General features: G+C 62.3%; 16 protein-coding genes and 1 other RNA gene. 5 read left to right on the top strand and 12 right to left on the bottom strand.

Features of this window, described 5'->3' with window-relative positions; genetic code table 11:
- Positions 1-542: 542 nt before the first annotated feature.
- The 7 genes from ACWHXP_RS01645 to dnaE form a co-directional block, all read right to left on the bottom strand.
- Positions 543-1,874 carry an O-antigen ligase family protein gene (locus tag ACWHXP_RS01645; protein ID WP_489634631.1) on the bottom strand — a complete coding sequence of 444 codons (1,332 nt, stop codon included), beginning with the start codon at positions 1,872-1,874 and terminating at the stop codon, positions 543-545.
- Between the two features lie 63 nt (positions 1,875-1,937).
- Positions 1,938-3,074, bottom strand: a complete 1,137-nt coding sequence (locus ACWHXP_RS01640) for a glycosyltransferase family 9 protein (RefSeq protein ID WP_489623575.1) — start codon at positions 3,072-3,074, stop codon at positions 1,938-1,940.
- 54 nt (positions 3,075-3,128) lie between these two features.
- A complete protein-coding gene (locus ACWHXP_RS01635; RefSeq protein WP_489623576.1) occupies positions 3,129-4,124 on the bottom strand; it encodes a glycosyltransferase family 8 protein in 996 nt (331 codons plus the stop codon).
- A complete protein-coding gene (locus tag ACWHXP_RS01630) occupies positions 4,121-5,245 on the bottom strand; it encodes a glycosyltransferase family 9 protein (RefSeq protein ID WP_489634632.1) in 1,125 nt (374 codons plus the stop codon). Before ACWHXP_RS01630 ends, ACWHXP_RS01635 begins: the two co-directional genes overlap by 4 nt.
- Positions 5,246-6,430 carry a glycosyltransferase family 9 protein gene (locus ACWHXP_RS01625; RefSeq protein WP_489634633.1) on the bottom strand — a complete coding sequence of 395 codons (1,185 nt, stop codon included), beginning with the start codon at positions 6,428-6,430 and terminating at the stop codon, positions 5,246-5,248.
- Positions 6,431-6,468: 38 nt separating this feature from the next.
- A complete protein-coding gene (msbA, locus tag ACWHXP_RS01620; protein WP_489623579.1) occupies positions 6,469-8,253 on the bottom strand; it encodes a lipid A export permease/ATP-binding protein MsbA in 1,785 nt (594 codons plus the stop codon).
- 90 nt (positions 8,254-8,343) lie between these two features.
- Positions 8,344-11,802, bottom strand: coding sequence for a DNA polymerase III subunit alpha (gene dnaE / locus ACWHXP_RS01615; RefSeq protein ID WP_489634634.1), 3,459 nt, complete (start codon positions 11,800-11,802; stop codon positions 8,344-8,346).
- 220 nt (positions 11,803-12,022) lie between these two features.
- Between dnaE and ACWHXP_RS01610 the strand changes: the two genes are divergently transcribed.
- The gene (locus ACWHXP_RS01610) at positions 12,023-12,904 is read left to right on the top strand and encodes a sulfurtransferase (protein ID WP_034336354.1); all 882 of its coding nucleotides are present in this window, start codon (positions 12,023-12,025) and stop codon (positions 12,902-12,904) included.
- Positions 12,905-12,991: 87 nt separating this feature from the next.
- On the opposite strand, the gene ACWHXP_RS01605 is transcribed toward ACWHXP_RS01610, so the two are convergent.
- Positions 12,992-13,567 carry a flavodoxin family protein gene (locus tag ACWHXP_RS01605; RefSeq protein ID WP_039784374.1) on the bottom strand — a complete coding sequence of 192 codons (576 nt, stop codon included), beginning with the start codon at positions 13,565-13,567 and terminating at the stop codon, positions 12,992-12,994.
- A gap of 117 nt (positions 13,568-13,684) precedes the next feature.
- Positions 13,685-14,386, bottom strand: coding sequence for a pirin family protein (locus ACWHXP_RS01600; RefSeq protein WP_489623581.1), 702 nt, complete (start codon positions 14,384-14,386; stop codon positions 13,685-13,687).
- 149 nt (positions 14,387-14,535) lie between these two features.
- Here ACWHXP_RS01600 and ACWHXP_RS01595 point away from each other — a divergent pair, with 149 nt between their 5' ends.
- Together ACWHXP_RS01595 and gluQRS are read left to right on the top strand one after the other, a co-directional pair.
- Positions 14,536-15,474 (top strand): LysR family transcriptional regulator, encoded by a 939-nt coding sequence (locus ACWHXP_RS01595; RefSeq protein WP_276841542.1) that lies wholly within the window; start codon positions 14,536-14,538, stop codon positions 15,472-15,474.
- The gene (gene gluQRS / locus ACWHXP_RS01590; RefSeq protein WP_489634635.1) at positions 15,471-16,355 is read left to right on the top strand and encodes a tRNA glutamyl-Q(34) synthetase GluQRS; all 885 of its coding nucleotides are present in this window, start codon (positions 15,471-15,473) and stop codon (positions 16,353-16,355) included. Before ACWHXP_RS01595 ends, gluQRS begins: the two co-directional genes overlap by 4 nt.
- Positions 16,356-16,379: 24 nt before the next feature.
- Here gluQRS and ACWHXP_RS01585 read toward each other — a convergent pair whose 3' ends face one another.
- Together ACWHXP_RS01585 and ACWHXP_RS01580 are read right to left on the bottom strand one after the other, a co-directional pair.
- Positions 16,380-17,852, bottom strand: coding sequence for a DEAD/DEAH box helicase (locus ACWHXP_RS01585; RefSeq protein WP_489634636.1), 1,473 nt, complete (start codon positions 17,850-17,852; stop codon positions 16,380-16,382).
- 357 nt (positions 17,853-18,209) lie between these two features.
- The gene (locus ACWHXP_RS01580) at positions 18,210-18,893 is read right to left on the bottom strand and encodes a fumarylacetoacetate hydrolase family protein (RefSeq protein WP_034336373.1); all 684 of its coding nucleotides are present in this window, start codon (positions 18,891-18,893) and stop codon (positions 18,210-18,212) included.
- 263 nt (positions 18,894-19,156) lie between these two features.
- Here ACWHXP_RS01580 and ACWHXP_RS01575 point away from each other — a divergent pair, with 263 nt between their 5' ends.
- Both ACWHXP_RS01575 and ACWHXP_RS01570 read left to right on the top strand, forming a co-directional pair.
- Positions 19,157-20,968 (top strand): tetratricopeptide repeat protein, encoded by a 1,812-nt coding sequence (locus tag ACWHXP_RS01575; protein ID WP_204725887.1) that lies wholly within the window; start codon positions 19,157-19,159, stop codon positions 20,966-20,968.
- Positions 20,969-21,149: 181 nt separating this feature from the next.
- Positions 21,150-22,154: a glucokinase gene (locus tag ACWHXP_RS01570; protein WP_489634637.1), complete on the top strand. Its 1,005-nt coding sequence runs from the start codon at positions 21,150-21,152 to the stop codon at positions 22,152-22,154.
- Between the two features lie 165 nt (positions 22,155-22,319).
- On the opposite strand, the gene ffs is transcribed toward ACWHXP_RS01570, so the two are convergent.
- Positions 22,320-22,418, bottom strand: an RNA gene (ffs, locus tag ACWHXP_RS01565) — signal recognition particle sRNA small type.
- Positions 22,419-22,534 lie beyond the last annotated feature (116 nt).

The raw sequence follows: 22,534 nt of genomic DNA, 5'->3' as shown, positions 1-22,534 counted from the left end.
AATGCCACCAATGAATTTGCCCTTCATCCCGCCAACGGATTTTTCGAGCATATCCCCGAAGACTTGATGGTGGCCGCCCAGGAACTGCTCAAGCAGCGCAAACCGAAGCGTCCGCGCGTACTCATGCACGTGCTTGACGATGCCACTTACAATCACCGGCGCAACTGGCAGCGCAGCGATGCGCAGGCTACGGCACGGGCGCTGCAAGGAGCGGGATGCGAGGTAATCATCCTCAACCCGGCCCAGGGTCAGTTCAATGGATCCTATCGCGACATGATGGCGCAGATGCTGGCGGCCGATGCCTTCATCGGCGGCGATACCGGGCCCAGCCATCTGTTTGCACAGCTCTGCCCGCTCAAGCCGCAACTGGCGATCTATCCGAACATGGCCCGCGACCAGCGTACCTACCGGCCGGTGCAGCAATCCCTGGGCCTACCACTGGCCTGGAACAGCCTGCCCTTGAAAGCCAATCTGGCGACGATCCAGTTGAAACAGGTCAGAAAGCTGACGCTGGAAGGCTGGAGAGTGCGCCGGCGCCGTTATCAGCACTTCTTCGCAGCGGACGTGCTGGCGGTATTGATGCCGCTGCTCAAGGCGCATCGCGCATTTCCGTTGAGCGACATCCGTTCCACCGCGCCCATCAGCACGGCCAGTACGATGACATAAAAGAGCGCGCATTCGCGCCACAACAGCATGACGTCCACCAGACCGTAGGCGACGTAGCTCAGCACCAGCGTGACACCCATCATCGCCGCTGCGGCACCGGTCTGCGGCGCGCGCGTCACCGCGCGGAGGAAGTAGATCAACGGCACCACATACAAGGCCAACAGCGAGACGATGCCGGCGCTGCCGAGAATGACGGCAAAGAACAGTGCTTCATTGTGCGAGTGGGGAAACTGGCTGCTCTGCTCGGACAAAAGACCGCGTCTGGCCATCTCCTTCAAAGCGGGCGAATACCCCGTCAGTCCGACTCCGATCAGCGGATGCTCGGCAAATATGCGCGCCGAGGCCTTCCACAACTGCATGCGCGTGCCGATGGAAGAATCGCTTTTGTCGTGTACCTTCATGTCATGCACATCGGCCTGTATCTGCGCTACCCGCTGCTGCACCGAAGAAGTGGTGCCATAGATCACGCCGATGAGCAGCAATGCAACCAGGGCCACCAGCATCTTCCTCACTGCGGTCTTGCCGGGCAGGAAGGTCAGGCTGATGGCGATGGCAAAAACGGGAATGGCCAGCCACGCACCACGCGACTGATAAAGATAAATCGTGTAGAGACTGCACACGCCCGCCAACACCAGTGGCAGATGACACCTGCGCAAACGATAGCGCTGGTCCTCGCTGCGCTGAGACCAGGCGATGGACAAGACCGCCATCACACCCAGCAGGCCGCCCAGTTCCGAGAAGGCGAGAATGGGCATGAAGTTGGGATGATCGCGGGTGACGCCGCCACCGGTGAGCCAATATGTCTTGAGCATGACGATGACGGCCCCCCCGGCGAAGAGCCAACCCATCCAATGGAAGAAGCGCTTTTCCAACTGGCAGATGCCCCAGAAGAAAAAAACGAAGCCAAAGAAGCGCAGGCCGAAATTGAGCTCGTTGGAAGAGAATTGATGGAAGAACCACTGATTCAACGCCAGCGACAGCAGCACCGACGTCATCGCCAGATAAAGTGGCCAGTAACGGCGCCAGGATCCTGCATACGCCACCAGGCTGGCCCGGCCGCCCTGCAGAATGCTGGCCAGACCCAGCAGGATCAGCAGGTAAAAGCAGGCGCCCGCCACTCTGTCCACGCTCAGCCCCAGAAGCAGGAACACGGAAAGGACGCCGAAGAACGACCATTGCAGCCACAGGGGCGTGGTGGGGTGATTCATTTTGAAAGAATTCTTATAAGAAATAGAAGTAGGTGACCTGCGGCAAGAAGTGGCGGCGTTCGTTCAATCAGATGGGGCCATCGCCGGTGCCATGGCGCCATGGCGCAAGACGGTCTCCAGCACCTCATCCACGGAAATCTCGGTAATCCAGCCCTTGCGCGTCTTCACGCCAATGAGCGTGGTCGAGGCCGCATCGAAGGGCACCCACTCCGGGCTGGTCTGGCGCATCAGCGCGATGACCGGCACATGGACCGCATTGGCCAGATGCATGATGGCGGTCTCGACCGAGACAATCAGCGTGCACAGACTGAGGACAGCAGGAAGTTCGAAAAAATTCTCCTGGGCACTGAAGAGATGAAGGAAATTATTTCCTGGTGGCAGCAAGGCCTGTGCCTGCGCCATCTTCTCGGGCACCACATTGATGATGAAATGCATCTGCCCTGCCCCCGGGCTGTGGCGGATGCGCTGCGCCAGTTCGATCATGCGTTCCAGCGGCCAGCTGCGTTCCTGCGATTTCGAGAAGGCATTGAGGAAGATGAGCCTGCTGCCCGGCGCCACGCCGGCCGCCTGCAAGCGCTCGCGGGCGCGGTCGATCCAGACGGGCGCGATGTCCACGTAGGGGAACAAGGCATCCCGGTCGATGGGCATGCCAAAGAGCTGCGAGAACCAGCCGGCATAGATCTCGCTGATGTGCCGGCCATTCAGATCGGCCGTGGTGTAGGCAGGAATGACCGCATCCAGCTTGCGATAGGCCAGATGCTTGCGGATATCGAGCAGGCGCACCCGTTTCTTCTGTCCCACCACGAAGCCATGGGGCGACAGCTTGCGGGCCAGTTCGGCATAAAGATGACGGCGCAGCACGGCAAAGGACACCACGATGGGATAGTTTTCCTGGCGCGCCTCTTCGATGGATTGCCGGTACAGCTCCGGGCTGTAGGTGCGGTCGTAGATGCGCTCGAACATCCCGCAATCGCGCACCCAGTCGTAGAGCGAATACTTGCTCAGGTGCTCCCACTGGCTCGGATCCGGGGTGCGCCTGACCTCATCGACCCAGAGATGGATGCGGATATGCGGATAGGCTTGCCGGAATGCGCGGAAGCAATTCTGCATGTAAGTGAAATCGCCCAGTGCCAGATGGGCGACGAAGAGAATCTTGTCCGCCTTGCCGAGCAAGTCTGCGGGAATCAATTGTTGTGTCATGTTGTGCTTTCTGACGTCCTGGGGCCGTATGGGTCTGCCTGGGGCGAGCGGCGGTCAACGATGCAACCGGCGGCGCGCCATCAAATAGCGCCAGTACCAGCGCAAGCTGTCGACGTACTGGCCGCGTGCCCATTGGAAGCGGGAATGCATGCGCAATTCCTTGTGATTCTCCGGTGCCAGGTCCAGCGGCAGATCCGACCAGGCCGATTCGGCGTGATAACGCTGGAACAGCGCCACGGCGTCGTGGCCGCTCCATACCCCCCACGGCTTGACCGACCCGGCAAAATGGATGAGGCTGGCCGCGCCCTCGGGAATGGCCAGCGCGGTGCGCCTGCTCTCCAGATCGCCCACCAGGCCATAGAGATAATTCCAGCGGATGTCGACGTATAGGGCGCGGCCGTCCAGCACCAGGTTGAGCGCGTCCTGATCCGGGAAACGGAAATCCTCCCATTCCTTGAGCAGCACATCAATGATCTGCTGGGTGATGCCCTCCGCGATCCAGTTGGCGATATTGATGTAGAGCATCCCCGAATTGAAGTAGCGCCCATGCTTGAGCTTGAGCGCCTCCACCCGGCGCCGCGTGGTGGCTTCGGCGTCGGGAACGACGGCGGCGATCGTGTCTTGCTGATCCAGCGCCAGCAGTGCGTCAAGACTACCGACGCACAGGATGTCCGCATCCAGGTACAAGACGCGATCCGTGACCGACTTGAGCACATCGGCAATGACCAGCCGCGCAAAGATGGCCGAGGAGTAATAGGTCGACTTGGTGTAGTGCTCGAAGCGGGAAAACAGCGCAGCATCCAGCACGTGCAACTGCGTGGCAACGCCGGGCTGCTGCCCGAGCGCAGCGAAGCGGCGGCGGTTGTCTTCATTGACCTGCGTGGCCAGCACGTGGAAGCTGAAACGGCGGCGCGGGTTGTTGACCAGCAAGGAGGCAATGGTGGCGCCCATGCAGCGGAAATAGCGATCATCGACGCAGAAGGCGATGTGCACCGTGTCCTGGTCGCGCTGGGCGGCACTGGGCACCGGATTGGAAGACAGGCTGTTCACTGCTTGAGCTCCGGTGTTTGCAGCACTTCCAGCACTTGCTGCGTGGAGATGGCATCCACCCAGTCACTGCGGCGCGCGGCCATGATGACCGTGCTGTGGGCGCGGTCGATAGGTGCCCACTCCGGATTCTTGCGGCGCATCAGCGCCACCACCGGGACATGCACGGCATTGGCCAGGTGCATGACGGCCGTCTCCACCGAGATGATCAGGCCGCAGCGCTGCAACACGGCCGGCAGCTGGAAGAAATTCTGCTGGGCGCTGAACCAATATGTCCGCGCCGGCAGGTGATCGGCGATCTCGGCCTTGGCCGCTTCGATCTCCTGGGGGGTGGCGTTGACGACGAAACGGGTCTGCGCCCACGCCGGATTGGCCTGCAGCGCCGAGATCAGTTCTGCCACGCGGGTCACGGGCCAGCAGCGTTTTCTGGTCTTGGCAAAGGGATTGATGAACACCAATGCCGGCTTGCCGGTGCCGGTAACGGGACTGTCAACGCCCCACTCCAGCAGCTGCGCCCGGGCAGCCTCTTGCCACTGCTGCGGAATCTCGACGAAGGGCAGGCGTTGTTCCCCCTCCACGGACACGTTGCCGAGTTGCCGGAACCAGTGCGCATACTCATCGGTGATGTGATAGCCGGCAAAGGGCTTGAACGGCGCAAAGGCGGCATCCAGGCAGCGATAGGCCAGCTGTTGCAGCGGCGCGTACCAGCGCAACTTGCCGCGCATGCCGACGACCCAGGCATCGGGGCCGATCTGGCGTGCCAGGCGCGCATACTGCGCCGGTCGCAAAGTCGCCAAGGAAACCACCAGCGGATAATGCTGGGCGCGCGCTTCTGCGATCGACTCTTCCAAGAGGGCCGGGCTGTAGGTGCGGCGATAGACCTTGGCGAAGAACGGGCAATGCTCGGCCCAGTCATAGAGCGCGTAGTTTTTCAGATAGGGCCACTTGCTCTGGTCATCGGTGCGGCGCACCTCATCGATCCACAGATGCACCTGCAGGTGCGGATATGCCTGGGCGAAGGCCCGGAAGAAGTTCTGCAGATAGGTGAAGTCGCCAATGGCCAGGTGGGCGATGAAGAGAATCTTGTCGGCGCCAGCCAGGCGGGGTGCGGGTATCGCGCTCATTCAGTTGGCCATCCGTCTCAGCTGTTCGGGGGAGAAGCGCGGTGCGCTTCCCATCGGGATATCGAGGAAATGCATCACCTTGTCCACCGGAATGCGGTCGAGGCTGTCCTCGAACCCCTCGGTGTAGAGGATGTTGGTCTGCGCCGCATCGATCGGCGCCCACTCCGGATTGATCTGGCGCATCATCGCCACCACGGGCACCCGCACGGCATTGGCAAAGTGCATGATGGAGGTCTCGACGGTGATGATGAGATCGCACTGCTCCAGCATCGCCGGCAGCTGGAAGAAATGCTCCTGGGCGCTGAACACATGCAGGCGGGGCAATGCGCTGTCCCTGACCGCCTGGCGGACCTGCTCACTGGCTTCGGGCGGGGCGTTGAGGACGAAATGGGCATCCTTCCAGCGGGCATCGTTCTGCATGCGCTGCACCAGCGCAATGGCGTTGCCCAGCGGCCAGTTACGCTCCTTCTGTTTGGAAAAAGCGTTGACGAAAATGAGGGGATGACTGCGCTCTCCCTTGGCTGCACTGCCCCACTGCGCCAACTGCGCCTGGGCCTGGCCGCGCCAGCTGGGCGGGACCGGCAAGTCCGGCACGCGCGCCTGCAGCGGCACCTCCAGACCGAACAACTGCAGGAACCAGTCCGCGCAGATATCGCTGATGTGCTGGGTCTTCTGACGCGAATAGGGATAGCTGCCATCCAGGGAGCGGTAAATCAGGTGCTTGCGGAGGTCATAGAAACGTACCCGCTTGGACATGCTCACCACGAAACCCTTGGGGCTGATCCGCCGCACCAGCTGGGCGTAGAAATCACGCCGCGCGATGCCGAAGGACACCACGATGGGATACTGCTCCAGACGTGCCTGGCGCAGCGAACTATGGAGTGCGAAGGGACTGTAGGTCTTGGTATAAAGCCGGTCAAACATGGGGCAAGCCTCGAGCCAGTCGAAGACCACGTAGTTTTGCAGATGCTTCCACTGGCGGAAGTCATAGGTGCGCCGCACCTCATCGACCCACAAGTGCATCTTGATGTGCGGGTACGCCTGCGCAAACGCCTTGAAGCAGGCCTGCATGTAAGTGAAATCCCCCAGTGCCAGATGGGCAACGAACAGTATCTTGTCGGCCCGCTGCAATAAAGCTTGCGGAACGATTTGCGCCCCCCCGGGCGCCGTTTCTTCGTTATGCATGGACATGTCGTTGTATATACGCTCTTGTTGTACGCCTGTCAGACCAGCTTTTTCAGTTGCTGCAATTTGCTCTCATCCTGTTCAGTATCGTCGCCGGAAAATTGAAGGTGATACAGCTTGGCGTAGGCGCCGTTCTGTTGCAGCAGCTGCTGGTGGGTTCCGACTTCGACGATCTTGCCGGCCGATAGAACCACGATACGGTCGGCACGTTCCACCGTAGACAGACGGTGGGCGATAACGAAGGTGGTCCGGCCTTCCATCAGCCAGTCCAGAGCGGCCTGAACGGCGCGCTCCGATTCGGTATCCAGCGCCGAGGTGGCTTCATCCAGGATCAGGATGGGGGCATTCTTGTAAATGGCGCGTGCAATGGCCAGACGCTGGCGCTGACCGCCGGAGAGGCGTGAGCCGTTGTCGCCGACCACGGTATGCATCCCGTCCTGCAGCTCCTTGACCAGCCCGCCCAGATGGGCCGCTTCCAGCGCGGCCTCGACCCGTGCCAGATCAGGCTGGGCATCACCATAGGCCACGTTGTCGATGATGGTGCCGTTGAACAGCACGACGTGCTGGCTGACCATGGCAATCTGCTTGCGCAGGCTGCGCAGGGAAATCTGCTCGATGGGTTCGCCGTCCAGCAGGATCTGCCCGCCGGTGGCCGAATAGAAACCCGGAATCATGTTGACCAGAGTGGACTTGCCTCCACCGGACATGCCGACGAACGCGATGGTCTCGCCGGCCTTCACGCTCAGGTTCAGATGATCCAGTGCAAGTTGCTCGCGCTCGGGATAGGCGAAACACAGATCGACCAGATCGATCTTGCCTTGCGCGCGGCCGGGCAGTTCGCGTCCGCCGGTGCGCTCGGTGGGCATGTCGATCAGGTTGAAGACCGCCTCGGCAGCCGCCATGCCGCGTTGCAGGGGGCCATTGACTTCTGCCAGCTGCTTCAAGGGCGTCAGCAGCATCAGCATCGCGGTAATGAAGGAAACGAAGCCGCCCACGGTGATCTGGCCATTGCCCGACTGGATGAGTGCCATCACGATCACGATGGCCACCGCCGATGCCGTCATGAACTGGGTGATGGGCACGGTCGAGGAAAAGGTCTTGGTCATGCGCATGGTGTAGCGGCGCAGGTTTTCTGAACTCATATGAAAGCGCTGCTTCTCGAACTCCTGGCCGCCAAAGATCTTGATGACCTGTTGGGCACGAGTGGACTCTTCGATGACTTGGGTCAGCTCCGCATTGACCTTCAGGGATTCCTGGTTGAGCTTCTTCAGGTTGCGGCTGGTGAAGCGCACTACCGTCGCCAGCAAGGGCAACAGGATCAGGGTGACGATGGTCAGCGACCAGTTCAGATATAGCAGCCAGGCCAGCAATCCCAATACGGTCAAGGCCGAACGGATCATCGATGTGAAGATTCGGGTCACCATGTCGGTGATGCCCTGCACCTCGAACATGATCGAATTGATGACCTTGCCCACGCTGTTGCTGGCATAGAAGGCCAACGGAAAATCGAGCATCTGGGCGAACATGCGGCCGCGTACCTCATTGAGGATGCGGGTGGTGACCCAGGTCATCAGATAGCTGCTGGCGAAGGTGGAGGCGCCGCGGATGACGAAGATCCCGATCACGGCCACCGGCACCAGCCACAGCGAGAATGCCGGCTTGCCCACGAAGCCCTTGTCCAGCAACACCTGAAAGATATAAGGCACCACAGGTTCGGTGCCGGCCGTGACCGCCATGGCGATGAAGGCCATCAGCAGACGCCAGCGATAAGGCATGTGCAAGCGCAGCAGGCGAAGAAAATACGGCGAGATTTTTAGTTTCATTCTTTTACGTCCATGAGGAAATATCCCTGCGGCCGGGGCCGGGAGAGTGCGCCCGGGTCCTTCCCCGGTCCCATGTGCAGGCTTGCGGGATCAATATTCGACCACCACCGCTTCCTTGCCAAAGGAAGCCACCAGCGTCGATTGCAGGCTGTCGCTGGGATTGACGCGCCAGGCATCGCCCAGCACCACCTCGCAGGCAGCGTCGGCCTGGCGGTAGCGCATCACGAAGGGCAGGCCCTGCTCCTGGCGATGCGCGGCCAGGGTGTCGCGCAGGTGATTCGGGTCGATCGCCTTGTTGAGCGACACCACCATGCGCACCCCGTACTGGATACGCGCCGCGCCCAGGTCCATGACCTTGTCGGCGGCCACCCGCAGGCCGCCGTTGAAACGGTCTTCCGACACCTTGCCCGAGACCACCAGCAATTCATCTTCCTTGATGAGGTGCTTGAAGGGCTCGAACAATTCGTTGTAAATCGTTGCCTCGATCACGCCCGTGCCATCGTCCAGCGTGCAGATCACCAGCTTGCCGCGCTGGGTCATCTGCACCCGCACGCCGGTGATGATACCGGCCAGGCTGCGCGGTTCCCACGAGGGTTCGAGGCTGGCGATCTTGGTGCGCACGAAACGGCGCACTTCCTTTTCGTAAGCCGAGAACAGGTGGCCGGAGAGATAGAAGCCCAAGGCGCCCTTCTCTTCCGTCAGGCGCTGCTTGTCGCTCCAGGCCGGCACCTGCACGTATTCCAGCGGCGCTTCGAGGTCGCTGTCGTCGCCACCGAAGAGGCTGACCTGGTTGGCCGATTTCTCGGCCTGCTCGGCACTTTCCCAGGCCAGGTTGACCGAGGCCTGCAGGATGGCACGATCGACCTTGAAGCAGTCGAAGGCACCGGCGCGGATCAGCGAATCGATGGTGCGGCGGTTGATCTGCTTCTTGTCCACCCGCTTGGCGAAGTCGAACAAGTCCTTGAAGGGACCATTCTTGCGCGCCTCCAGGATGGCTTCGATGGCGTTCTGCCCTGCCCCCTTGACGGCCCCCAGGCCATAGCGGATCTGGGTGGCCTTCTTGCCCGGCTCGCCCACCGGCATGAAGCGGTAGTCGGACTTGTTGATGTCCGGTGGCAGGATGGCCAGCTTGCAGATGTCGATCGAGTCTTCGATCAGGATCTTGACCTTGTCCGTGTCTTCCATGGCCAGCGACAAGTTGGCGGCCATGAACGCGGCGGGGTGATGCGCCTTCAGGTAGGCGGTGTAATAGGACAGCAGCGCATAGGCGGCGGCGTGCGACTTGTTGAAGCCGTAGCCGGCGAACTTTTCCATCAAGTCGAAGATTTCATCGGCCTTGGCCTGGTCCAGCCCGTTCTTGGCCGCGCCTTCGCGGAACAGTTCACGGTGCTTGGCCATTTCCTCGGCCTTCTTCTTGCCCATCGCCCGGCGCAGCAAGTCGGCGCCGCCCAGCGAGTAGCCACCGATCACCTGCGCCATCTGCATCACCTGCTCCTGATAGACCATGATGCCGTAGGTCTCGGAGAGGATGCCCTCGGTACGCGGGTCAGGATAGTCGAAGGCTTCGCCGTGCTTGCGCTTGCAGAAGTCGGGGATCAGGTCCATCGGGCCGGGACGGTACAGCGCCACCAGGGCGATGATGTCCTCGAAGCGGTCAGGACGCGCATCCTTCAACATGCCTTGCATGCCGCGGCTTTCCAGCTGGAACACGGCGACCGTCTTGGCCTTGGTCAGCAGTTCGTAGGAGGGCCGGTCGTCCAGCGGCAGCTTGGCCAGGTCGAAATCGGCCATGGCCGGATCGAGCATGCGGATGTAGCGCACTGCCCGGTCGAGGACGGTCAGCGTGGTCAGGCCCAGAAAGTCGAACTTCACCAGGCCGACGGCTTCCACGTCGTCCTTGTCGTATTGCGAGACCACGCCGGAGTCGCCACCCTGGGTGTAGAGCGGGCAGAAATCGGTCAGCTTGCCGGGTGCGATCAGCACGCCACCGGCGTGCATGCCGATGTTGCGGGCGATGCCTTCGACCTGCTGGGCCAGGCCCATCAGCTGCTTGACCTCTTCCTCGTTCTCCAGCCGCTCCTTCAGGAGAGGCTCTTCCTCGATGGCGTCGGCCAGCGTGACCAGCTTGCCCGGCTTGAAGGGAATCAGCTTGGAGATGCCGTCACAGAAGTTGTAACCCAGGTCGAGTACGCGGCCCACGTCGCGCACCGCGCCCTTGGCGGCCATGGTACCGAAGGTGGCGATCTGCGAGACCGCCTCCTTGCCGTAACGATCCTTCACATACTGGATGACGCGGTCGCGGCCTTCCTGGCAGAAGTCGATGTCGAAGTCGGGCATCGAGACGCGTTCGGGGTTCAGGAAACGTTCGAACAGCAGGTTGTAGCGCAGCGGGTCCAGGTCCGTAATCAACAGGCAGTAAGCCACCAGCGAGCCGGCACCGGAACCCCGGCCGGGGCCGACTGGCACGCCATTGTTCTTGGCCCACTGAATGAAGTCAGCCACGATCAGGAAGTAGCCCGGGAACTTCATCTTGATGATGGTGTTGTTCTCGAACTCCAGGCGCGCTTCATAGCGCGGGCGCTGCTTCTCGCGTTCGGCTTCGTTGGGGAACAATTCCTTCAGGCGCACTTCCAGCCCGGCCTTGGTCTGGGCCACCAGGAAGTCGTCAATGGTCATGCCGTCCGGCGTGGGGAAGTCGGGCAGTTGCGGCTTGCCCAGCTGCAGCACCAGGTTGCAGCGTTTGGCGATTTCCACGGTATTGGCAATCGCACCGGGCAGGTCGGCGAAGAGCTCGGCCATCTCGGCCTGCGACTTGAAATATTGCTGCTCGTTGAAGCGGCGCACGCGGCGCGCATTGGCCATGATCTCGCCTTCGGCGATGCAGGTGCGGGCTTCGTGGGCGATGAATTCTTCCGGGCTCTGGAACTGGATCGGATGCGTAGCCACGCACGGCAAGCCCAGCTTGGCGCCCAGGGCCACGCTCTGGCGCACCTGCAGTTCCATGTTGGCCTGGCCGGCGCGTTGCAGTTCCAGATAGAAGGCACCGGGGAAGATCTCGGCCCAGCGGCGGGCGCAGGCCTCGGCCTGGGCCAGGTTGCCGTTGTCGATGGCCTGGCCGATGTCGCCCATGGCGGCACCCGACAGGGCGATCAATCCATTGCCGCCTTCCTGGTGGCGCAGCGCGTCCAGCCATTCCATGCGGACTTCAGCACGGCCCTTGTACTGGTTGGTAAGCCAGGCCTGGGACAAGACTTCACATAACTGCAGGTAGCCATGACGGCTTTTGATCAAAACCAGCAGGCGGAAGGGTTTTTCGCGGTCGGCGTCGTTGGTGATCCAGAGGTCGCAGCCGGCGATGGGCTTGACGCCCTTGCCGCGCGCTTCCTTGTAGAAACGCACCATGCAGAACAGGTTGGCGAGGTCGGTCACCGCCAGGGCGGCCTGTCCATCCTTGGCGGCGGCCTTGACGATGTCGTCGATACGCACCAGGCCATCCACGATGGAGTACTCCGAGTGCATACGGAGGTGTACAAATTGCGGGGTAGTCATAGGGTAGCCATTTTACCGGAGCTTGTGCCCCTGACCGATTCCGATTGCTACCGATTTGTGAGAAATATGAAGACTTTACACCTGCCCTTTCTGCCAGATCCTCCCGGCGTGCCTTGATCTGCATCAGAGAAGCCGCAGGCTCCGGCCAAATAACTGCGGCGAGCCGGGGTGCACGGTTATAATGCTGACGATTCAAAGACTTACAGTTGAGTACGCCATCATGCAGTCCCCGCAGACCCCCTACGTCAACATCGCCGCCTACAAGTTCATCAGCTTCGATGACACCGCTGAAAAGCGTCCGGCCTTTCTCGAAATTTGCCAGAAGAACAACCTTCGTGGCACCGTGATCCTGAGCCCGGAAGGCATCAATCTCTTCCTGGCCGGCCTGCGCCATGAAATCGACGCCTTTCTGGCCTGGCTGCGCGCCGATGCGCGCTTTGCCGATCTCACGGTCAAGGAGAGCTATTCCGAGAAGCAACCCTTCACCCGCATGCTGGTGAAACTGAAGGCCGAGATCATCACCATGAAGCATCCGCTGATCAAGCCGGAGCTGGGCCGTGCGCCTTTCGTGGAGCCGAAGGAACTCAAGCGCTGGCTGGACCAGGGCCATGACGACGAAGGCCGTCCGGTGGTGATGGTGGATACCCGCAATGGCTTCGAGGTCGATGTGGGTACGTTTGACAACACGGTGGACTATCGCATCAGCAAGTTCACGGAATTCCCGCAGGTGATCGAGGAGCACAAGGCCGATTTCGAGGGCAAGACGGTCGTCACCTTCTGCACGGGCGGCATTCGTTGCGAAAAGGCCGCGATTCATATGCAGAACATCGGCTATGACCATGTCTACCAGCTCGAAGGCGGCATCTTGAAGTATTTCGAGGATGTCGGCGGTGCCCATTACAACGGCGACTGCTTCGTCTTCGACTATCGCACCGCCCTGAGCCCGGAGTTGAAGGAAACCCAGACCGCCCAATGCTTCGCCTGCCGCGCCGTGGTCACCCCGCGTGAACAGCTCTCGCCGGATTACGTGCCGGGCAAGTCCTGTCCGCACTGCGCGCCCAAACAGCGGGCGGCGCAGGAAGCCAGCTCTGCAGCAGCCTGATTGCAGCGCGCTCTGGCAACGAAAAAGCCGACCCCTTGCGAGGTCGGCTTTTTTACATCTTCACGACTTGCGTCGATGAGATGAAGATTATTTCTTGAACTTGGCAGCCGTTTCAACCACGCGCGCACCGAACAGCTTGGCCGTTTCCAGGTCACCCGGCAGCGGGCCTTCTTCCGGCGAGGAGTCCGACGGGCTTTGCGCCATCAGGCCCGAGAAGGAACCGACGAAGTTGATGTCATTGCGCTGGGCCGCCTTGCTGTTGGCAGGCATCAGGCCGGTACCGACCCAGATCATGCTGTGCTGCATGCCCAGCGTGAACAGGTAGTGCAGGGTCGACAGCTTGTCGCCGTTCATGGTGGCAGAGTTGGTGAAGGCGGCACCGACCTTGTCCTTCCACTTCTGGCTGAACCAGGGCTTGGAGGAGGCGTCGGCGAACTTCTTGAACTGCCAGGACACGGTACCCATGTAGGTCGGCGAACCGAAGATGATGGCGTCGGCCGCGTCCAGGCTGGCCCATTGTTCATCGGTAATGGTGCCTTCGGCGCTGATGGCGATCAGCTCGACATCGGCACCGGCAACGCCGGCCGCGCCAGCCTGCACGGCTTCGGCCTGCTTCTTGGTGTGGCCGTAGCCGGAGTGGTAAACGATGGCAACTTTGGTCATGACGAAATTCCTTCTCTAGAGAGTGAAGTGACGCGGGGAAAACCGCCGGTGTGATCGGTACCGGCGGGTTGCTACTGCAAACTGCCTACTGCATTACTGAGTACGGCGCGCTCAAGATCAGCGCGGCAGGTCGAACAACAGGACTTCAGCCTTCTCGCCACCGCTGATCTCGATGCGGTCGACCGCACTGAGCTTGACGGCATCGCCCGCCTGCAGGGCCTGGCCATTGACGCTGATCTTGCCGCGGGCCACGTGCACATAGCCCAGGCGGCCCTGCGGCAAGGTGTACTCGGCCGCTTGTGCGCCGTCGAACAGACCGGCGTAGAGCTGGGCATCCTGGTTCATGCTGACCGAACCTTCACGGCCATCACGCGAAGCCACCAGGCGCAGCTTGCCGTCCTTGTCGGCGGCTGAAAAGTGCGCTTCCTGATAGCCCGGCTCGGCGCCGGCGCGGTCCGGCATGATCCAGATCTGCAGGAAGTGCGTGGTGCCATCCTGGGAGTGGTTGAACTCCGAGTGGCGCACGCCGGTCCCGGCACTCATGCGCTGCACGTCACCGGGACGGATCACGCTGCCGTTACCCATGCTGTCCTTGTGCGCAAGTTCACCTTCGAGCACATAGGAAATGATCTCCATGTCACGGTGGCCATGGGTACCAAAGCCCTGGCCTGCTGCCACGCGGTCTTCGTTGATCACCCGCAGCGGACCGAAGCCCATGTGCTTGGGATCATAGTAGTCCGCGAAGGAAAAGCTGTGATACGAATCCAGCCAACCGTGGTTGGCGTGGCCACGATCGTTCGCTTTGCGAAGTTCCATCATGTCAACACCTCTTTCTTGAGTGGGACCAAACCGGAATTGATTTGGTCAAAATGTTTGTCGATGGCGTCACTATAGTGGCTAACTTTTATGCAGATAAGGTCTAAAATCCGTAGTGTTCGTTCAAAAAATTTAAACAAGCGGAGCAAGACGTGAACCTGACCTTGGAATCCCTGCTGATCCTCGACATGATCGACCGCAAGGGCAGTTTTGCCGCGGCTGCCGTGGCCCTGGACCGGGTGCCCTCGGCCCTGACCTACAGCGTGCGCAAGCTGGAGGATGACCTGGATGTGCTGCTGTTCGACCGCCGTGGCCACCGGGCCCAGTTGACACCGGCGGGCCTGCAATTGTTGCAGGAAGGCCGTCATCTGCTGCTGGCTGCCAGCGACCTGGAGCAGCGCGTCAAGCGCACCGCCACCGGACGCGAAACGGAACTGCACATCGTGCTCAACAGCCTGATTCCTTTCGACAAGATGCTGCCGGTGATCGAAGCCTTTGACCGCGAAGAGTCCGGCACCCGCCTGCGCTTCACGCCCGGTGTACTGACCGGGGCCTGGGAAAAGCTCATCGAGGGCCGCGCCAACCTGGTCATCGGGGTAACCCTGGACGGGCCGGAAGTAGTGCGCACCAGCGGACGCTTCCAGATGCAGGAGCTTGGATCCGTGGACTGGGTCTTTGCAGTGGCTCCGACGCACCCGCTGGCCTCGGCCACCGAACCGCTGTCAGCAGAGCTGGTGCGCAGCCACCGGGCCATTGCCGTGGGCGACAATAGCCAGTCCCTGCCCACACTGACCATGGGCCTGCTGTCCGGCCAGGAAACGCTGACAGTGGCCACCGTGGCCGACAAGTTGCAAGCCCAGCTGGCAGGCCTCGGTTGCGGCCATCTGCCGCGCATCTGGGCCGAGCCCTATCTCGCCACCGGTGCGCTGGTGGAAAAACAGACCCTGGCCGCCAAACCCAATGACAACTTCATGGTGGCCTGGCCCAAAGCCGAGCAGGGCAAGTCACTGAAATGGTTCATTCAGCATCTGGCACAGCCGCACGTGCGGCAATCGCTGATCGGACCGATATCCATGCGGGATCCGGCATGAGCGGCGAAGCTTATACAGGACGCTTCGCGCCCTCACCTTCCGGTCCGCTGCATGCGGGTTCGCTGGTGGCGGCACTGGCCAGTTACCTGGATGCACGCGTGCACAACGGCCGCTGGCTGCTGCGTATCGAAGACATCGACGAGACCCGCACCGTGGCCGGCGCAGCAGACGACATCATCGCCACCTTGGCGGCACTGGATATGCACTCTGACGGACCGATCCTCGTGCAGAGTCAGCGCAAGGCTCGCTACCAGCTTGCGCGCGAGCATCTGGGCGCACTGGCCTACCCCTGCGGCTGCAGCCGCAGGGAAATCGCCGATTCGAGGGTGGGCACGGCCAGTGACGGTGCTGCGCTTTATCCGGGCACCTGCCGCCACGGACTGGCCCCCGGCAAGACACCGCGCACGCTGCGGCTGCGCGTACCCGATGCCGGCCAGCCGGGCGAACTGGTGCAATTCACTGACCGCTGGCTGGGTCCGCAGGCGCAGCATCTGGCCTCGGAAGCCGGGGATTTCGTGCTGCAGCGGGCCGATGGCTTTTGGGCCTATCAGCTGGCGGTGGTGGTGGATGATGCAGAACAGGGCGTCACCGACATCGTGCGCGGGGCCGACCTGCTGGACTCGACGGCGCGGCAGATCTACCTGCAGGGCCTGCTGGGCTATGCGACGCCGCGCTACCTGCACGTGCCGCTGTTGATGAATGCGTCGGGGGAAAAGTTTTCCAAGCAGAACGGCGCCCAGGCACTGGACCTGGGCCAGCCGCTGCAAGCCTTGCAGCAGGCGGCGGCCTTTCTTGGACTGGACACGGGCGCGGCCCGCGACAGGGAAGGATTCTGGACATTGGCGCTCACCGGCTGGCGAGCGCGTTTCGGTCCGCGCTGAGAAAACGGATCAGCGCTTGCCGGATCAGCGCTTGGGCATGCCGCCCAGCAAGGCGGCGACCTTGGGCTTGGGACGGTTGTTCTTGGGCAGTTCCGGCTTGGTGGAGACGGTCTCGGTGGCGCTGGGCTCATAGGGCTTGAGGAACCAGGGATCGACCTTCTCGCGGCGTCCCGACGGGGCTGCGCCGTCGCGGCTGCTGCGGCTGCGCTCGCCACGGTCACTGCGTTCGCCACGCTCGGCGCGTTCGCCCCGGTCGCTGCGCTCGCCACGTTCCGAACGTTCACCGCGTTCACCCCGGTCAGCGCGCATGCGCGGCGCAAAGCCAGTCAGCTCTGCACGCTCGAATTTCTTCTTGATCAGCTTTTCGATATCGACCAGCAGGCGCTCATCCTTGTCGCAGAACAGCGAGATGGCGTCGCCCGAGGCACCCGCACGGCCGGTACGGCCGATGCGGTGCACGTAGTCTTCGGCGTTGTAGGGCAGGTCGTAATTGATGACGCAGGGCAGTTCGGCGATGTCCAGCCCGCGTGCGGCCACGTCGGTGGCCACCAGCACTTCAATCTGACCTTGCTTGAAGGCCTCCAGGGCGGCCATGCGCTCGGACTGGGTCTTGTCGCCGTGGATGGCAGAAGCCTTCACACCTTCGGCCAGCAAAGTGCGCGCCAGGCGCGACGCGCCGATCTTGGTGTTGGAGAAGACGATCACTTGCTTCAGTGCGCGCTGGCGAATGATGAAGCTGACCGCATCCGCCTTGGCAGCTTCCTCCACCTTGTAGATGGTCTGGCTGACGTTTTCTGCCGTGGCATTGCTGCGCGCGACTTCGATGGTCACCGGGTTGTTCTGGAAGCTGGCGGCCAGCTTCTTGATCTCGGGCGAGAAGGTGGCCGAGAACAGCAGGTTCTGGCGCTGCTTGGGCAGCAGGTTGATGATGCGCTGCAGGTCCGGCAGGAAGCCCATGTCGAGCATGCGGTCGGCTTCGTCCATGACCAGGATCTGGGTCTGGGACAGGTTCACCGTCTTTTGCTGCACGTGGTCCAGCAGGCGGCCCGGGGTGGCGATGACAATTTCCACGCCGGCACGCAGGGTGGCCGTTTGCGGTGCCAAGTCCACGCCGCCGAAGACGACGGTGGAGCGCAGCGGGGTGAAGCGTGAATACGCCTTCACATTGTCGGCCACCTGGTCGGCCAGCTCGCGGGTCGGGGTCAGGATCAGGGCGCGCACCGGGTGGCGGGCGGGCGAGGCACTGTTGCTGGCATGGGCCAGCAGGCGCTGGATGATCGGCAGCGAGAAACCGGCGGTCTTGCCGGTGCCGGTCTGGGCGGCGCCCATCACGTCACGGCCTTGCAGCACCACAGGAATGGCCTGGGCCTGGATCGGGGTCGGATGGACGTAGCCTTGTTCGGACAAGGCTCGCAGGATATCGGGCGAAAGGCCGAAATCTTCAAAACGGACGGCAGGGGCAGCCGGTGCTGCGGACGCGGACGTGGTGTCGGACATGGTTTATTGCGAACGGTGCGACAGCGCCGCGGCAGCCGCCAGGCGGCTCCGGTGCATGGGGTGCATGCGCACGGGTTCTGATTGCTTTCTGTGTTGATGTGTTACGGGCGAACCGGCCAAACCTGCTCGGCCGGGCGCTTCGGATGATGCAAACGCTAACAACGATGCTGACCGGACGGACGACTTGCAATGCCCGGCATTCCTTGCGGAACTCCGTATTATACGCCGCATCGCCGCTGGCTTCATGACAGTTTGGTTTCGCCCCCCCTGCGCCCGGTCCGGGACCGGTGCAGGAAGCTGGCTGCGGGAGCCGGGCCGGGACCGCCAGAACCCGGCTGCACCCGGCCCGCGAGCGCTTCAGCCGATGGTGATGTTGATGTCCGGCAAGCCGTCCACATGGCCTTGCAACTGGTCTCCCTTGACCACCGCGCCCACGCCTTCGGGTGTCCCGGTATAGATCAGGTCGCCGGGGAACAGCTCCACCAGGCCGGACAGATAGGAAATGGTTTCGGCCACGTTCCAGATCAGGTCCGACAGGTCGCCCTGCTGGCGTACTTCGCCATTGACCTTGAGCCAGACGGCCCCCTTGTCGGGATGTCCGGACTGGGCCACGGGGACGATGGGCGCACAGGGGGCGGACTGGTCGAAGCCCTTGGCCATGTCCCAGGGACGGCCCAGCTTCTTGGCCTGCGCCTGCAGGTCACGGCGGGTCATGTCAAGCCCGACGGCGTAGCCGTAGACCAGTTCCAGCGCCTTTTCCACCGGAATATCGCGGCCACCGCCGGAAAGTGCCACCACCAGTTCGATTTCGTGATGATAGTCAGCGGTCGCGGCCGGGTACGGCACCACGGAATCGGTGGGTACCACGGCGTCGGCCGGCTTCATGAAGAAGAACGGCGGCTCGCGGTCGGGATCATGGCCCATTTCGCGGGCGTGGGCGGCATAGTTACGGCCCACGCAATAGATGCGGCGAACCGGGAACGGCGCACCGCCGACCACCGGGACGGTGGCCTGGGCGGGTGCGGGAATGGCGAAACTCATCGGGAAGACTCCGTGGTGGCGACGTGCATGCAACTGCATGCGGTGGATGAGGAACCGGTCAATGCCGGCTTGGCTTGCGCATCAGTTGTCTGATGTCCGGCTAGTGTAAAAGAAAAGCCGCGACTCCGCTTGCGGCCCCCAGCGAGAGATATAGGTGAGATTTCGGGCTGTAATCTGCTGAATAAAACTGCGCGGATTTGGGGACACTTGCAGGTCAACTGGCTGGTATTGCGCCGGCCCCTTTCTCTGTCCAGAACAAGATCATGCACCAGCAAGCAAACGCCTCCCTCATCCTGCTGCAAAAAGCCCTGGCCCTGCATCAAAAGGGTGATCTGGCCCCCGCCGAAGAGCTCTACAAGAAGGTCCTGGTCAAGCTTCCTGATCATTTCGAGGCCAATTACCTCTACGGCATGCTCAAGCTCCATCAGGAGGACTGGGAGGCGGCCGAAGCCCAGCTGGCGCATGCCATCGAACTCAATCCCGATCACCGCGACACCTATTTCGACCATGCCGGTGCGCTGGTCCACCTGGGCCGCGATGCCGAAGCCGTACAGCGCTACGACGAGATCCTGGCGCAGACGCCGGACTTCGCCGACGCGCTGCTGGCACGCGGCACTGCCCTGCGCCGCCTCAAACGCAGCCGCGAAGCCCTGGCCGACATCGAACGCGCAGCCGCATTGACGCCGGACAACCCCGATGCCTGGTTCCAGCTGGGCAACCTCCAGCACGAGTTCTACGGCTATCGCGATGCACGCGCCAGCTATGAGCGCGCCGTCGCCCTGCGCCCCGATTTCATCGAAGCCTGGTTCAACCTGGGCAATACCTGCAAGGACAGCTACCAGTTCGACGAGGCCCTGCGCGCCTACGACCACGCGCTGGAGGTGCAGCCGGACTTCTTCGAGGCTCAGTCCAACCGCGGCTTCGTGCTATTCAAGATGCAACGCCCGATGGAAGCGCTGGAAGCCTACGACCGCGCCATGGCGCTGGACGACAGCTCGCCGGACCTGTGGTTCAACCGCGGCTCGACGCTGGAACAGCTGTATCGCTTCAGCGAAGCCACCGAGTGCTACCGCCGCGCCCGCGAGCTCAAGCCCGATGCCAGCTCCGCCGCCTGGAACGATGCCCTGCTGAAACTGCGCCAGGGCGACTTCGCCAATGGCTGGCCCGCCTACGAGTCGCGCTGGGCGACCGAACAGATGCGCACGCAGGTCCGCCAATTCCTCCAGCCGCTCTGGCTGGGACAGCAATCCCTGCAGGACAAGACCATCCTGATCCACGCCGAACAAGGCTTTGGCGACACCCTGCAATTCGTGCGCTACCTGCCCCAGGTGGCCGCTCTCGGCGCACGCGTGATTCTGGAAGTGCCACCGGCGCTGGTCCGCCTGCTGGCCAAGGTGCCGGGAGCGGCCCAGGTCATCAGCAGCGACCAGTTCATGCGTCCCGGTTTCGACTATCACTGCCCGCTGATGAGCCTGCCGCTGGCCTGCAAGTCCTTCAGCGAAGCCGACATTCCGCGCTCTCCCTATCTGCTGCCCGACGCCGACGCCTGGGCCACCTGGCTGCAGCGCCTGCCGCGCAACCGCGCCATGCGCGTCGGCCTGGTCTGGGCCGGCAGCTCGGCCCAGACACATCCGGATGCAGTACGCATCGACGGCGAGCGCTCCCTGCCCTTCGAGGCGCTGGCTCCCGTGGTGGAACTGGCGCAGGAGCATGCACAACTGGAATTCTATTCCGTCCAGGTTGGCGAGACCGCGGTGGCCCAGCTGCGCAACCATCCGCTGGCCAGCCATGTGCGTGATTGTTCTGCGGAATTGCAGGACTTTGCCGACACCTCCGGGCTGATCGCCAATCTCGACCTGCTCATCAGCGTCGACACCTCGGTCTGCCATCTGGCCGGTGCCCTGGGCAAGCCGGTGTGGCTGCTCAATCGCGCCAACACCTGCTGGCGCTGGCAGCTGGAACGCAGCGATACGCCCTGGTATCCGGGCATGCACCTGTTCCGCCAGAAGCAGACCGGCGACTGGAGCGAGGTCGTCGCCGAAGTGCGCAACGCGCTGCTACAACAGTTGGCCTGATGCTGTTACCATGCGCGCCGATGCGGATGAGCAGCTCATCCGCCGGAACCTGGCGCGCCGCTTCGCCTCATACCCTGTAACGCATCCGCACCAGGATCCGCCCGAACTCCATTGCAATTCGACAGGCGGCACGGCCACGCGCCCTGCCGCCTGTTGGTATGAAGAAAACAAGGACAAGACGATGCACGCCCCCACTCCCTCTTCGAGCAAGCCGCCCCACGCCGGCGGTCCGCGCCTGCTGGCCGACATCGGCGGCACCAATGCCCGTTTCGCGCTGGAAACTTCACCGGGCCATATAGAGCAAGTGCAGGTCCTGCGCGGTGCCGACTATCCGCAATTCACCGATGCCGTGCAGGCCTACCTCCAGCTGGCTGGCCAACCCGCCGTGAAACACGCGGTGGTGGCCATCGCCAATCCGGTGCAAGGCGACCAGATCAAGATGACCAACCACGACTGGGCCTTCTCCATTGAAGCGGCACGCCAGTTGCTGGGCTTTGACCTGCTGCTGGTGGTCAATGACTTCACGGCGCTGTCGATGGCCGTGCCGCAATTGCGCGCCGATGAATTGCAGCAGATCGGTGGCGGCACACCCAGGGCGGGCCAGCCGGTCGGCCTGGTTGGTGCCGGCACGGGATTGGGCGTGGGCGGGCTGGTGCGCGGCGATGGCCACTGGCTGCCGCTGGCCAGCGAAGGTGGCCACGTTGCCTTCGCTCCGGCCAATGCGCGTGAAGCGGCCGTGCTGGCCTACGCCTGGCAATTCCATGAACACGTCTCGGCTGAACGCCTGGTCTCGGGCCCCGGCCTCGAATTCATCCATCGCGCCCTGCTGGCCATCGATGGCCAGCAGGGCGCCGAACTGAAGGCCGCCGAGATCGTGGACGGCGCACTCAAACAAGGCGATGCGGTGTGCATGGAAACGCTGGACCTGTTCTGCAGCATGCTCGGTACCGTCGCGGCCGACCTGGCGCTGACGCTGGGTGCGCTTGGCGGCATCTATATTGGGGGCGGGGTGGTACCGCACCTGGGCGAGTACTTCGCCCGCTCGCCCTTCCGCGCACGCTTCGAGAACAAGGGCCGCATGTCGGTGCTGACCAAGGCCATTCCGACCTATGTGATCACGGCGGAATATCCGGCCTTCACGGGTGTGTCGGCGATCCTGGCTGACCGGCTGGATCCGCACGAGTAATTGAAGGCAAGCCTGGGAGGTTTTGCAGGAGGCTGATGCGGCAAGTTCGCGTCAGCCTTTTTTCATGGCATCGCGCAATGACGACACTACAGGGACGACAACGAAAGAGGTAAAGCGAGAGGGAGGACCTGCGGGAACAACAGAAGAAGAAACAGAAGAGAGATAAGAGGCGAGCCTTGTCTGCGGCACTTGCGGGAAATGGCTGTGGCTGCTTCGTTCCCGACCTGACCAGGTTGACCATGCCACAATGCGCAGGGGCCCGCCGGGGTGCATTGTATCCCAGATCACACACTTGCTGCCAGAGAAATCATTGCAGTGCATCAGAAAGTGAAAAGCCGCGCAAATTGATTAAACAATTTACGCGGCTTTTTGCCTGAAGC

It is taken from the genome of Herbaspirillum sp. Her2 (assembly GCF_057961375.1).
Note: the sequence above shows the minus strand (reverse complement) of the source record. Positions and strands in the feature narration are given on the sequence as shown.